This window comes from Shinella zoogloeoides (assembly GCF_030733845.1).
Lineage (GTDB): Bacteria > Pseudomonadota > Alphaproteobacteria > Rhizobiales > Rhizobiaceae > Shinella > Shinella zoogloeoides_C.
On the sequence record NZ_CP132311.1, the window covers coordinates 1,877,400 to 1,890,639 of the forward strand.

Annotated in this window: 13 protein-coding genes; 5 read left to right on the forward strand and 8 right to left on the reverse strand. The window is 65.7% G+C overall.

Annotated elements, in window-relative coordinates:
- Positions 1 to 100: 100 nt before the first annotated feature.
- Complete coding sequence (locus Q9316_RS10420) at positions 101 to 862, reverse strand: ABC transporter permease (protein WP_306035092.1); 762 nt, start codon at positions 860 to 862, stop codon at positions 101 to 103.
- Positions 859 to 1,785, reverse strand: coding sequence for an ABC transporter ATP-binding protein (locus tag Q9316_RS10425; RefSeq protein WP_306035093.1), 927 nt, complete (start codon positions 1,783 to 1,785; stop codon positions 859 to 861). The genes Q9316_RS10420 and Q9316_RS10425 overlap by 4 nt, the downstream gene beginning before the upstream one ends.
- Before the next feature lie 507 nt (positions 1,786 to 2,292).
- Between Q9316_RS10425 and tnpA the strand changes: the two genes are divergently transcribed.
- Complete coding sequence (gene tnpA / locus Q9316_RS10430) at positions 2,293 to 2,727, forward strand: IS200/IS605 family transposase (protein WP_306031944.1); 435 nt, start codon at positions 2,293 to 2,295, stop codon at positions 2,725 to 2,727.
- A gap of 95 nt (positions 2,728 to 2,822) precedes the next feature.
- Here tnpA and Q9316_RS10435 read toward each other — a convergent pair whose 3' ends face one another.
- The 3 genes from Q9316_RS10435 to Q9316_RS10445 form a co-directional block, all read right to left on the reverse strand.
- On the reverse strand, positions 2,823 to 3,473 hold the full coding sequence (locus Q9316_RS10435; protein WP_306035094.1) for a glutathione S-transferase family protein: 651 nt from the start codon (positions 3,471 to 3,473) through the stop codon (positions 2,823 to 2,825).
- An 89-nt stretch (positions 3,474 to 3,562) separates the two neighbouring features.
- Positions 3,563 to 4,786, reverse strand: a complete 1,224-nt coding sequence (locus Q9316_RS10440; RefSeq protein ID WP_443096510.1) for an extensin-like domain-containing protein — start codon at positions 4,784 to 4,786, stop codon at positions 3,563 to 3,565.
- Between the two features lie 261 nt (positions 4,787 to 5,047).
- Positions 5,048 to 6,868: a methyl-accepting chemotaxis protein gene (locus tag Q9316_RS10445; protein ID WP_306035095.1), complete on the reverse strand. Its 1,821-nt coding sequence runs from the start codon at positions 6,866 to 6,868 to the stop codon at positions 5,048 to 5,050.
- Between the two features lie 188 nt (positions 6,869 to 7,056).
- Here Q9316_RS10445 and Q9316_RS10450 point away from each other — a divergent pair, with 188 nt between their 5' ends.
- Entirely contained in the window at positions 7,057 to 7,443 is a 387-nt protein-coding gene (locus Q9316_RS10450; RefSeq protein ID WP_306035096.1) for an acyl-CoA thioesterase, read from the forward strand.
- Positions 7,444 to 7,461: 18 nt separating this feature from the next.
- Positions 7,462 to 8,052, forward strand: coding sequence for a hypothetical protein (locus tag Q9316_RS10455; RefSeq protein WP_306035097.1), 591 nt, complete (start codon positions 7,462 to 7,464; stop codon positions 8,050 to 8,052).
- A gap of 3 nt (positions 8,053 to 8,055) precedes the next feature.
- On the opposite strand, the gene Q9316_RS10460 is transcribed toward Q9316_RS10455, so the two are convergent.
- Positions 8,056 to 8,409, reverse strand: coding sequence for a DMT family protein (locus Q9316_RS10460; RefSeq protein ID WP_226918762.1), 354 nt, complete (start codon positions 8,407 to 8,409; stop codon positions 8,056 to 8,058).
- 279 nt (positions 8,410 to 8,688) lie between these two features.
- On the opposite strand from Q9316_RS10460, the gene Q9316_RS10465 reads away from it, so the two are divergent.
- A complete protein-coding gene (locus tag Q9316_RS10465) occupies positions 8,689 to 10,686 on the forward strand; it encodes a putative bifunctional diguanylate cyclase/phosphodiesterase (RefSeq protein WP_306035098.1) in 1,998 nt (665 codons plus the stop codon).
- Positions 10,687 to 10,710: 24 nt separating this feature from the next.
- On the opposite strand, the gene Q9316_RS10470 is transcribed toward Q9316_RS10465, so the two are convergent.
- Complete coding sequence (locus tag Q9316_RS10470; protein ID WP_306035099.1) at positions 10,711 to 11,298, reverse strand: NAD(P)H-dependent oxidoreductase; 588 nt, start codon at positions 11,296 to 11,298, stop codon at positions 10,711 to 10,713.
- An 87-nt stretch (positions 11,299 to 11,385) separates the two neighbouring features.
- Here Q9316_RS10470 and Q9316_RS10475 point away from each other — a divergent pair, with 87 nt between their 5' ends.
- Positions 11,386 to 12,288 carry a LysR family transcriptional regulator gene (locus tag Q9316_RS10475; protein WP_306035100.1) on the forward strand — a complete coding sequence of 301 codons (903 nt, stop codon included), beginning with the start codon at positions 11,386 to 11,388 and terminating at the stop codon, positions 12,286 to 12,288.
- On the opposite strand, the gene Q9316_RS10480 is transcribed toward Q9316_RS10475, so the two are convergent.
- On the reverse strand, positions 12,285 to 13,229 hold the full coding sequence (locus Q9316_RS10480; RefSeq protein WP_306035101.1) for a DUF3137 domain-containing protein: 945 nt from the start codon (positions 13,227 to 13,229) through the stop codon (positions 12,285 to 12,287). The two genes, Q9316_RS10475 and Q9316_RS10480, sit on opposite strands and share 4 nt — an antisense overlap.
- Between the last annotated feature and the right edge of the window lie 11 nt (positions 13,230 to 13,240).

A 13,240-nucleotide genomic window follows, 5' to 3' on the forward strand; every position in this document is an offset into this window, starting at 1 on the left:
CGGTGCCGGCCGAAAGTGTGCCCGTCGTTGTTCAGGTCAGCAGGACGGTGCCTACGCGGATGAACCTAGCGCGGTTGCGGTCGCAAGGAAACAGGCCGCGTCAGTTCTTCAGCTTGTATCCCGTCTTGAAGATCCAGGCCGTGATCGACAGGCATACCAGAAGGAAGCCCAGCACCGTCACGAGGCTGACGACGGGGTTCACGTCGGCGATCTCGTAAAAACTCCAGCGGAAGCCGGAGACGAGGTAGAGAACGGGGTTGAAGTGGCTGACCGTCTGCCAGAAGGGCGGCAGCATGTCGATGGAATAGAAGCTGCCGCCGAGGAAGACGAGCGGCGGCACGATGAGCATCGGGAACAGGTTGAGCTGCTCGAAATCTTTTGCCCAGATGCCGATCATGAAGCCGAACAGGCTGAAGCTGACGGCCGTCAGCACGAAGAACAGCACCATCATGAAGGGGTGCTTGATCGATATGTCGACGAAGAGCGAGGCGGTGATGAGGATGATCGTGCCGACGATCAGTCCCTTGGTCGCCGCCGCGCCGACATAGCCGATGACGATCTCGATCATCGAGATCGGCGAGGACAAAATCTCGTAGATCGTGCCGGTGAATTTCGGGAAATAGATGCCGAAGGAGCCGTTGCCGATGCACTGGTTGAGCAGCGTCAGCATGATGAGGCCGGGCGCGATGAAGGCGCCGTAGGGCACGCCCTGCACTTCCTGCATGCGCGAGCCGATGGCCGCGCCGAAGACGATGAAGTAGAGCGAGGTGGTGATGACGGGCGAAACGATGCTCTGGAGCAGCGTGCGGCGCGTGCGCGCCATTTCGAACGCATAGATGGACTTGATCGCCTCGAAGTTCATTTGCTTGTCCCCACCAGCTCCACGAAAATGTCTTCCAGCGAACTTTGCTCGGTGGAGATGTCCTTGACCCGAAGCCCGGCCTGCGACAGCGCCGAGAGCAGCGAGGAAATGCCGGTGCGCTCGCCCGACGCGTTGAACTCGTAGGTAAGCCGTGTGCCCGCCTCCCCCAGCGTCAGCCCGAAGGGCGACAGCGTGTCCGGGATGTTGCCGATGGGCTCGGCGAGCTCGACGGTCATCTCCTTGCGGCCGAGCTTGGCCATCAGTGCCTTCTTCTCTTCCACCAGCAGGATCTGCCCGTTGTTGATGACGCCGATGCGGTCGGCGATTTCCTCCGCCTCCTCGATGTAGTGCGTCGTCAGGATGATGGTGACGCCGGCGGCGCGCAGGCGCTCGACGAGCTGCCACATGTCCTTGCGCAGCGAGACGTCGACGCCCGCCGTCGGCTCGTCGAGAAACAGCACCTTCGGCTCGTAGGACAGCGCCTTGGCGATCAGCACGCGCCGCCGCATGCCGCCTGAGAGGTGGCGCAGCACCGTGTCCTTCTTGTCGTAGAGCGAAAGGTCCTTGAGGATGCGCTCGATCAGCGCCGGGTCGGGCCTGCAGCCGTGCAGGCCGCGCGAGAAGGCCACCGTGTTCCAGACGGTCTCGAAGGCGTCGAGCGTCAGTTCCTGCGGCACGAGGCCGATGATGGAGCGGGTCTGGCGGAAATCGCGCAGGATGTCGTGGCCGCCGACCGTCACCGTACCGCCGCTCGGCGTGACGATGCCGCAGATGATCGAGATCATCGTTGTCTTGCCGGCCCCGTTCGGCCCGAGCAGCGCGAGGATCTCGCCCTCCTCGATGTCGAGATCGACGCCCTTCAGCGCCTCGAACCCGGATGCGTAGCTCTTGGTGAGATTGCGAATGGAAACGATGGGCGCCATGGGACGGTCCGAAGTGAGGGAAATTCATGCGGAAGGACACCCTATATGGCGTGTCCATTGTCAATTTTCACCCGCGCAGGAGAAAAAATTCGCGCGGTGCGATCAGGCGCTGAAAACCCGCCGGTTGTCATCAAACCGTGACCAACGTCGAGCATGGTCTGCGCGAGGCCGACGGGAACTGTTTGCACCCCGCTCCTTCCCACTGCCCTCGGCAGCGGCCTTGCTCCCGGACCCTGAGGGAGCCTTCGGCGGCCCCATCCGCCCGCTTCCCCCGCGGAAGCCCGCATGCATCCTCGCCGGAGGCCCGGCGCGGGTGACGGAATGTGACGTTCCAGGCAGCCGCCCCCGGGCAGGCTTCCACCCCTTTTCGACCGGCGCCCCGCCGGTCTTTTTTATGGAATAAATAAACCTCCACCTACGGTGGAGGACTGGACTGGTTCTACATTGTCGTTGAGAGACCTCCGCGCTTGGACCGCTAGATTGGCCGAGACATAGAACGGAGGTTTTATGGACGAACGATCGCAATCACACGCGACGTGGGACTGCAAATATCATGTGGTCTTCGCGAGTAAGTACCGAACGAAGCGCCTTTACGGGGACGTAAGGCGTGAGTTGGGTGATCTGCTGCATAATCTTGCTCGACAAAAGGGATGCGAGATCAGGGAAGGGCACTTGATGCCCGACCATGTGCACATGCTGATATCGATCCCGCCGAAATACTCGGTGTCTTCGATTGTCGGCTTTTTGAAAGGCAAGACGGCCCTTTACGTGGCCAACAAATATGCCCGCAAGCGGCGCTACAAGGGCTATCACTTTTGGGCGCGTGGGTACTTCGTCTCTACGGCTGGCTATGATGAGCAGGTCGTCAGACGTTATATCCGTAATCAGGAAAAGGCCGACAAAGCTTCCGACTTTGCCGACCTCTTTAACCGTAGCTACTAACACATAGCAAAACCGCTTCTAGCGGTTCAAGCGCAGCGTTTCAAACCTCCACCTCTGGTGGAGGTCATGACTTTGTCCGCGGCAAACATGTCGCCTCACCCGGCCGACGCGTTGGTGAACACCGCGAGCTGGTCGGCGAAGGCGCGCTTGTAGGCGGGCCGCGCCTCGCCGCGGGCGATATAGGCGGCGATATTCGGAAACTCCTCCAGCAGGCCGGAGCGCTCCAGCCGGCGCAATACCGTCACCATCATCAGGTCGCCGGCGCTGAACGCCCCGTCCAGCCAATCGGCATCGCCGAGACGGCGGGAGAGTTCGTCGAGCCGGGTGCGCACGCGCTGGTCGAGGAGCGGCTGCCGCTCGGCATACCAGGGCTTGTCGCGCTCCACCAGAAAGGCCATCGAGTGCTCGACGATCGGCGGCTCCACCGTGCTCAGCGCGGCGAACATCCACATGATCGCGCGCGCTCTTGCATCTGCATCGTCGGGCAGCAGGCCCGCATGACGCTCGGCGATATGCAGCACGATCGCCCCGGATTCGAACAGGGCGAGATCGCCGTCCTCATAGGTCGGGATCTGCCCGAAAGGATGAAGCGAGAGATGCGCGGGCTTCTTCAGCGCCGCGAAGGAGACGAGGCGAACCTCGTAGGGCTGGCCGACCTCCTCGAGCGCCCAGCGCACGCGCATGTCCCGCGCCAGTCCCCTGCCGCGGTCGGGAGAGCTTTCGAATGCGGTAATCGTCACGGTCATCGTGGCCTCCATCGCTTGTCGCCTGGAAGACGATCCGCCGCGCGCGTTTCCGACATCCGGTCCGAAACAATTTGCGCGGGGCTACGATCCTACAGGCTGCAATGCCGGTAGCCGGACTTTCGCACGCGCAGGTCGAAGTGGAAATGGTCCTTGTGGTAGCGGTCGCTGCCGGGGCCGAGCACGGTGGAGAAATACTTGCAGCTGTCACCGCGCACCGCCTTGAGCAGGCCCTTCTCGCGGAAGGAGAAGAAGCCCTTCTTCTCGATGGCGATGGCCTTGCCGCTCTTCAGCACGATCTTGCCGACGTCGATCGCATTGCCCTTGGCATGCTCGGACATGGCGGCGCCCTTGCGCGAGTTCATGGTGCGGCAGGAATAGGAGGACATCTGGTGGATCGCCGATACGCCGGAGAGGTAGCGCATCCGGCTGGAGGGCACGAGCTCCTGCCTGACCCAGCGCGCGAAGGCTTCCGTGATCTGGCAGTTCACCTGCGCCGCCGGCTTGATCTGGATGCCGCCGGAAAGGCCGGAGAGCTCGACGGGCCAGGCGATACCGCAGGAGCGGCCCCGCGAGATGCGCGGCACGTCGCGGAACTTGACGCCGAGCTTTTGCAGCCGCTGCCGGCAGGCCTTCTCCGAGGCCGGCATGCCGCCCATCGTCTCGGGCGTCTGCATCGGGTTGCTGAGACGCGGCAGGAAGGCCACCTGCTCGCCCTCCGCCTGCCGGCCGCGGGTCGCCGCCTCGTCCGGCACGCGCAGGTAACCGTCGCTTTCCGCCGGAGTGCCGAGTTCCATGCCCGCCTCGGACATCGGGATCGCGTCCGGCTGGCCGACCTGCTGGGGCGTATCGGTGCCGATGCCGTCGACCACGACCTGCGTGGCGTTGCCCTCGGCGATCTCGCCCGCCTGCGCTTCCGCCAAGCCCTCGACGCGCCCGACGCCGAGCCCCTCGTCCATGTTCACGCCGCCTTCCGGCACGGTGAGCACGCCGGAGGAGGCCTGTACGGGCTGGTCGATGCCCATGGCCTCGTCGCTGTCGATCATCGGCAGGCGCTTCTTCTCGTTTACTGGCGCCGCCATCGCCGCATCGACCTCGCCGACCCGGCCGATCGGCTCGTCGACCGAATAGGTGGTGAGGTCGCCGCCGGTATCGCCCCCGGCATCACCCATGTCGGCGACCGGCCGGATGGCGCTGACGCCGGCGCTGTCGACGTCGTCGGGTGGGGTCAGGCCGCCCGAACAGGCGGCAAGCATGGCCGGGACCAGAAGCAGCCCGAGCGGCCGGCGCAGACGAGATACGAACGCAATACCCATTGTCACTTCCGCCTGATGCCCGTCTCCGCCACATGCGGAGTCCCGGTTACGCACAGTCTTGTCCGGCGATGGTGCAGGCCGCTTTTGTCCGCAATCGGACCGGCGGGGAATAAATCCGGACCGCAGGCCGAGGCGCCTGCTTTTCCAGACGATTTTGTCGCAACAGGGTAAACGAAGCGTTCCCAACGGCCCCGCCCCAAAAAGGAAAAGCCCCGGCGCTGGCGGCACCGGGGCAAGGCATTCCGGAGATCGTCTTTTGGGTTATGCCGCGCGGCGCCGGTGTTCCGCCGCTCCGGCTGCCGTCAGCCGGAAGTTCCCGAGCAGCATCTTCAACTGCTCGCTTTCCCGGGTCAGCGTCTGGCCGGCGGCGTTGGTCTCCTCCACCATGGCGGCGTTCTGCTGGGTCATCTGGTCCATCTGGTTGACCGCCGTGTTCACCTCGGCAAGGCCGGTCGCCTGCTCGCGCGACGAGGTGGCGATCGACGTCACCTGCTCGTTCACCTTATTGACCAACGTCTCGATCTCGGTCAGCGCGTCGCCTGTCGAACGCACCAGCGCGACGCCGGTGCCGACTTCGGCGGCCGAATTGCTGATCAGGCCCTTGATTTCCTTGGCCGCATTGGCCGAACGCTGGGCTAGTTCGCGCACTTCCTGCGCGACGACGGCGAAACCGCGCCCCGCCTCGCCCGCCCGCGCCGCCTCGACGCCGGCATTGAGCGCCAGAAGGTTGGTCTGGAAGGCGATCTCGTCGATGACGCCGATGATCTGGCCGATGCGGCTGGAGGCGTCCTCGATGCGGCTCATCGCGGCGACGGCATCGCGCACGATCGTACCGGAGCGGTTGGTCGATTGCTTCGTCTCGGCCACCATCCGGCTCGCCTCGGCGGCGCGTTCGGAAGCGTTGCGCACCGTCGCGGTGATCTCGTCGAGCGCCGCTGCGGTTTCCTCCAGCGAGGCCGCCTGCTGTTCCGTGCGGTGCGAGAGGTTGTTGGCCGCCTCCGCAATGCCGGAGGCGCTGCCGTGCACGACGTCGGTGGAGCGGGAAATCGCGTTGATGACGCTGGACAGCGCATCGACCGCGCGGTTGAAGTCCTCGCGCAGCTTGGCATATTCCGGCGCGATCGCGTCGATCGATACCGTCAGGTCGCCACCCGCAAGCCGCTCCAGCGCCTGGCCGACGGTGTGCATCGCGTCCGTCTGGCTCTGGCTGACGGCGCGCTGGCGGCGTTCGCCTTCCGAGCGCTCGGCATCGAGCCGCTCCTGCTGCTCTCCCTCGCGGATGCGCAGTTCCGCACGCTCGGCGACCGACTGGCGCAGGACCGAGACCACCTTGGCCATCTCGCCGATCTCGTCCTTGCGATCGGTTTCCGGCACGTCGCTCGAAACGTCTTCCTCAGATATCGCCTGCATCGCCGCCTTGAGGCGCAGCACCGGTGAGGTCACGCTCTTCACGATGGCATAGGCGGCAAGGACGATGGCAAGGCCGCCGGCGGCCAGGATGATCGCCATGCCGATGGCATTGCTGCGGAACAGGGCCGCAAGATCGTCCGCATATACGCCGGTGCCGACGATCCAGCCCCAGGGCGCAAAGCCGGCGACATGCGAATATTTCAGCACCGGCTCCTCGAAGCCCGGCTTCGGCCAGTAGTAGTCGACGAAGTCCTGCCCGGTCGGGCTCGCCTTCACGGCCTTCACGAATTCGGTGAAGATGTGCTTTCCGGTCGGATCGGCCATGCCGGACTGGTCGGTGCCGTCGAGCGCCGGCTTGATCGGGTGCATCACGATCACGGCGTTCATGTCGTTGATCCAGAAATAGCCGCTGTCCTCGTAGCGCAGCGCCCGCACCGCGTCCTTCGCCCGCGTCTGCGCCTCCTCGCGCGTCAGCGTGCCGGCGGTCTCCAGATCGTGGTAGTGCTTGAAGAGCGTCAGCATGCTCTGGTCCATGGCGGCAAGCTTGGACTTGCGCTCGGCGACCATCGCGTCCTGATAGTGATAGAGGCTGTAGACGAGCGCCGCGGCGAAGATGGTCAGGGCCAGCCCGACAAGCAGCGACAGGCGCGTGGATATTCTGAAATTCTTCACCAGGCTCTCCTCGACCTTGCGGAACGCAATGCTCCTGCGATCGAAGGTCCCGGAAACCCCTTAAAATCATCTAAAATTGCAGCTATCATTTCTTAGAGACTGAACATACTCGAAAATGCCGCCGGCCTTCCCTCTTTCTCCACCGCCCGCATTCGGCTAGACCGGAAAGAACGATGGAGAGGACCCGCATGACCGAGACGACGATGCCGAACGGCCAGCTCACCCTTCGCACGCTGGCCATGCCGGGCGATGCCAATGCCGCAGGCGACATTTTCGGCGGCTGGGTCATGGCGCAGATGGACCTGGCTTCCGGCATCCGCGCCGCCGAACGCGCGCGCGGCCGCGTCGTCACCGCGGCGGTCAAGGAAATGGCCTTCCAGCTGCCGGTCAAGATCGGCGACACGCTCAGCATCTACACCGATATCGCCCGCGTCGGCCGCACCTCGATCACCCTCATCGTGGAGGCCTGGGCGCAGCGCTACCTGACGACGACCCTCGAAAAGGTCACGGCCGCCACCTTCGTCATGGTGGCGCTCGACCAGCACGGCCATCCGACCCCCGTCCCGGTCGAATAATCCGGCGGGAGGCGTCGCATGGAACACACCGCGCCCGATCCCGCCCTCTTCAGCCATGTGCGCGTCGTCATCGGCATGGTGGTCAGCCTCAGCGTGGCGCGCATCCTGACGGGCATCGCCCTCTTCATCCAGCATCCCGGCAAACTGAAGGCCTATCCGGTCCACCTCGCCTGGGCCGCCTTCCTGCTGCTCTTCCTGCTGCATTTCTGGTGGTGGGAATTCCGCCTGCAGGCGCTGACGACGATCGGATTTGGCGTCTACCTCTTCCTCATCTGTTATTGCTGCCTGTTCTTCCTGCTCGCCGTCTTCCTGTTTCCGACGACGCTGGACGACTATGCCGGCTACGAGGACTATTTCTATTCCCGCAGGCGATGGTTCTTCGGCGCCTTCGCCCTCGTCTTCGCCGTCGACCTGCTCGATACGGCGCTGAAGGGAGAGGCCTATTTCGGCTCGTTCGGCTACGAATATCCGGTCCGCAACGTGGCGTTCATCGTGCTCTGCCTCGTCGCGGCGTGGACGGCGAGCCGCCGCTTCCACACCGCCTTCGTCGGCTTCGGCATCCTCTACCAGCTAAGCTGGATTTTCCGGGCCTTCGACGTCCTCGAATAGCGCTCAGCCCTTGAAGACGAAGGCCGCGCCCGCCGCGATCAGCAGGAAGCCGATGGCGTGGTTCCAGGTGAGGCTTTCCTTCAGCCAGAACACGGAGAAGCCGGCGAACACCAGGAGCGTTATGACCTCCTGGATGGTCTTCAACTGCGCGGCGGAATAGACCTCGTGGCCGATGCGGTTTGCCGGCACCGCCAGGCAATATTCGAAGAACGCGATACCCCAGCTCGCCAGCACCGCGACGAAGAGCGGCGCGGACTTGAATTTGAGGTGCCCGTACCAGGCGAAGGTCATGAAGACATTGGAGAGGCAGAGCAGCACGATCGGCCAGACGGCCGCGGGGGTGAGGCTGAAGGGCATCGGCATATCCTGAAAGGAGGGTAGATCCGCCGTCGGCATAGAGCGATTCCGGCAGGAATGCGACGCGGTTTTGCGCCGGAAACGGCTTCCGAAGGAAAAGATCGGGTGTTTTCGCAAGCGGGCGGACCGCGAAGCAGGGAGCAACCAGCAGCCTTCGACGTTGCGGCCGCGGGCTCATGGATTCTCGCGATCCCCCGTTAAGACAATCTTATGCCCACCGCCACACCATCGCCCGAAACCGCGAAAAAAATGCGGAAATGCCTCAGGCCGGGAACAAGAATGACCGATGCGACGCGGCTGATGCCGGCGGATGAACCGACAAGACGCCAGATTCTGTCCGCGCAGGCGCTTTCCGTGCTGGATGGTATCGTGCTGTCGCTCGCCGCCAACAGCTTCCTCGCCGCCACCACGGCCGCCGTTCTGTGGCTCGACGGCCCGGATATCGGCATCTTTCTCTGGCTCGCCGCCGTTCTCGCCATCAACATTGCCCGCTACATCGGCGTGCGGATCGTCCGGCGTCTCAACTGTGCGGTCGAGCGTCCCAGGCGCGCGCTCGGCGTTCTGTCGCTCGGCGCGCTCGGCGGGGGGCTTGCCTGGTGTCTGGCGCCTTTCCTGGGTTCGGCGCACGGCGCGAACGGCCTCAATCCCTATCTCATCTTCATCATCGGCGGCATTTGCGCGGGCGCCCTGATGCAGAGCACCGCCTATGCGCGCACCGCCCTCCTCTTCGCCGGCCCGCCGCTCGCCGCCGCCTTCGTCTCGCTGCTGTTCAGCGGCACGACGGAAGCCTTCGTCATCGCCGCCGATGCGCTGTTGCTCGCCGTCATGATGCTGCGCGCCAGCCAGCTTAGCGAAGCCAGCTTCATCCGCAGCCAGATCGACCGGCTGAAGGCGGTGGCGCTCGCCGCATCGCTTTCCGACGCCAATGCGGAGATCCGCCAGTCCTACCATCAGCTCGCCTCGCTGGCGAACCGCGACCCGCTGACCGGTCTCGGCAACCGCGCCCTCTTCAACCAGCGCCTGCGCGACCTGCTCGCCGTTGATCCGCCGGCCGATACGCTCGCCCTCATCGCCATCGACCTCGACCGCTTCAAGGCGATCAACGATACGATGGGCCATGGCGCGGGCGATGCCGTGCTCACCGAGATCGCCAGCCGCCTCGCCGGCCTCACCGGCCCGACCGACACGGTCGTGCGCCTCGGCGGCGACGAGTTCGCCGTCATCGTCGAGGGGGAAAAGGCAGGCGCGCGCGGGCGGGAGATCGGCGAAGGCATCGTGCTGCTGGCGGGCGATCCCATCCTCATTGCCGACCGTCCCGTCACCGTCGGCGCCAGTGCCGGTCTCGCGCTCTACCCGCAGCACGGCGAGACGGCCGATGCGCTCTTCGCCAGCGCCGACATCGCGCTCTACGCCGCCAAGGAGGGCGGACGCCGCCGCCTCGGGCTGTTCAACCCGGAACTGAAGGCCCGCATCGAGCGCCAGCGCCTCATCGAGGCGACGCTGGCGGAGGCCATCGAGCACCGCCAGCTCCAGGTGGTCTTCCAGCCGCAGGTGGAGCTTGCGACGGGGCGCGTGACGGGCTTCGAGGCCCTGCTGCGCTGGGCGCATCCCGAACTCGGCGCCGTCAGCCCGCCGGACATCGTGCGCGCCGCCCACGCGCTGCACATCTCGACGGCGCTGACCGGCTATGTCGCCACCCGCGCCGCCGAACTGCTGCGCACGCTCCCGCGCCTCGGCCTTCCGGAGGCCGCCGTCGCCGTGAACGTCTCGCCGCGCGAATTCTCCGGCGACACGCTCTCCCGCCTCTTGACGGACATCGCCCGCGAGCATGAGATCTCACCGGCCCTGATGGAGATCGAGATCACCGAGGAGGCGATGCTCGACACGCAGGCCGCCGGCGCCGAGCTGGCGCGGCTGGAAGCCGCCGGCTTCCGCCTCGCCGTCGACGATTTCGGCATGGGGCATTCCTCCCTCGCCTATCTCGCCAGCCTGCATATCGACCGGCTCAAGATCGACCGCAGCTTCGTCACCGGCATCGCAAAAAGCCGCGAGAACCAGGCGCTCATCGCCGCCCTGGTCGGCATCGGCCATGCGCTGTCCATCGACATCGTCGTGGAAGGCGTGGAGGAGGAAGAGGAAGCCGAGGTGCTGCGCATGCTCGGCTGCCGTCACGCCCAGGGCTATCATTTCGCCCGCCCCATGCCGGCGGCGGAAATCCCGCGCTGGCTCGACCAGCATGCGAGGCGCATCGCAGAGGCCGCCGCCCGCAAGCGATAGGCGGCAAACCCGCACAGACGCGGTTCATCCCCACGCTTCGACGAGAAAGCGGCGCGGATCCTCCGCCGGCTCGCCGGCCCTGCGCCAGGCATCGAGGATCGCCGCATAGTCCCGGGCCGCGCCATGCAGCGCAAGGTCGTCGAGCCTGTCCGCCCGGTAGACGAGGAACGGCGGCTGCCACGGCAGGCCGCAACGGTGCGCGGTCGCCTCCAGCGGGCGCAGCAGCTCGGCCATGGTGAACTTGTTGGCGCCGTCGCGGCCGTAGGCCTCCGGCACGTTGCCCGCCGTCGCAGCCACCAGCAGCGGCTTGCCTTCCAGCAGGCGACCCTCGGTCTCGTAGGCGAGGTAGTACATCCGGGTCAGCACCGCATCCTGCCAGGCCTTCAGCAGCGGCGGCGTCGAATACCACTGGACCGGGAACTGCAGCACGATGCGATCGGCCGAAAGCAGCCGGGCCACCTCCCGGTCGGCATCGATCACGCCGTCCGGATAGAGCGCCTGCAGGTCGGCGACCTCGACATACGGCAGGCGGGCGGCGGCCGCGGCCAGCGCCACATTGGCGCGGGAACGGCTGAGATCGGGATGAAAGAGAAGGATCAGGGTCTTGCTCATGGCGTCGTCTCCTTGTTGACGCCCGGAGAATGCCGCGACTAAGAAAATCATTCCAATGGATGATTTGTATATGATATTATCCATTTCATGAATTTAAGATCGATCGACCTCAACCTGCTCGTCGTGCTGGATGCCCTGCTGGACGAAGCCCATGTCTCGCGCGCCGCCGCCCGGCTGAACCTTTCCCAGCCCGCCACATCCAGCGCGCTCGACCGCTGCCGCCACCTCTTCGGCGATCCGCTGCTGGAGCGCGGCAAGGGCGGTATGCGCCTGACGCCGAAGGCCGAGGCGCTGCGCGATCCGCTGACGACCCTGCTCGCCGATATCGCCGCCGTCGTCGATGCGCCGGAAGAACCGCTTTCGCACATCCGCCGCACCGTCCGCATCACCACCGCCGACCACCCCGGCATCCTGATCGCCGGCCCGCTCCACCGCGCGCTCGCCCGCTCCGCCCCCGGCATCGACCTCGTCATCCAGCCCTGGCACGGCGCGCCGGCGGCGCTCGATTCCCTTGCCCGCGGCGCCAGCGACATCGCCCTCTCCGTCTTCCCGAGCATCGACGAGGCCGCCTTCCACTGCGAAACCCTGCTGAACGAGCACTATGTCGTAGCCATGCGCAAGGACCATCCCGCCGCCGCCGGCTTCGAGCTGGATCGCTGGATCGCGTTCCCGCACATCCTCGTCTCCGGCCGCGGCGACACGCGCAGCCCCCTCGACGACAAGCTCGCCGCCCTCGGGAAATCCCGCCGCGTCGGCATCGTCGTGCCGAGCTTCCTGATGGTCCCGCCGCTGCTCGAAGACGGCGACCTCATCGCCATGATGCCGGCCCACACCCTGCCGCCGGACGCCGCCGGGCGCTTCCACGTCGTTGCGCCGCCCCTCCCCGTGACCGGCTTTCCCCTTCACCTCGCCTGGCACCGCCGACGCGACAAGGACCGCGCGGTGCAGCATGTGGCGGGCGAGCTTCGCAAAGTATTCTCCGGCCTCTAGCCGATCTTGTTCACCAGTTGCGCGGTCGCCAGCAGCATCACCAGGTCGCGGATCATCGGCCGCAGGTGGCGGTCGAAATCGATCGGCGTATCGACCGGCGGCAGCTCGAAGAAGTCCTTTTTGGCCGGCACCAGCAGGTAGCATTGCCGCCCGCTCAGCGCGATGCGCACCACGTCGTCGCGCCATTCGGTGGCGAGATAGTCGAGCGCCCTGGCGAGCGTGCCCTGTACGAGAGGCGTCGCGGCCTCCGGCCGAGTGGTGCGGAATTCGTGCGAGGCGTCAACTTCCGGATTGCCGCTGCTGACGAGCGCCAGGCTGGAGCCGCCGAAGAGGTCGCGCATGAAGCGCTGCACGGCGTTCGGCTTGCGCGCCGCCAGCAGGAGGCCGGGAAATTCCTGCACGCGCTCGAAATGGAAGACGACCCCCTTGAACGTGGTCTGGCGGCTCTTGCCGCTGCCGGTGCTGAGCTCGGTTTCCGACAGCGTGAAGGCGAGCCCCTCGTGCCGGCCGGCGATCATGTCGCCGTGCTCGCCGCGGTCCCGCGCCACGAAGTCCTTGCCCGGCAGGCCCGCCATGAAACGCGGCGTCGCGCCGTGCGCATACTGCACCTCCTCCACGAAGCCGAAGACGAGCGGCAGCATGCGGTCGCGCAGCGTCTGCTGGAAGTTCTTGGATGGGGCGACGGCATATTTCCAGACAAAGCCGCCGCCCACGAACAGCAGGCCGAGCACGATGCCGACAACGTTCGACTCGATATCCGACCACGCCATGTACGCGACGAAGGCCGCGAACAGCAGATAGCCGCCGAAGATCAGCAGGACGCGCAGATAGAGTTCCCGCGTCACCCGCGGCCGCGCGCCGTTATAGGCCGCCACCGCCGCGCGCAGGTTCTCCAGCGCGCCCTCCTTCGGCATCAGTGCCGCTTCGTCCACCGTGCTCATGACCGCCCCTC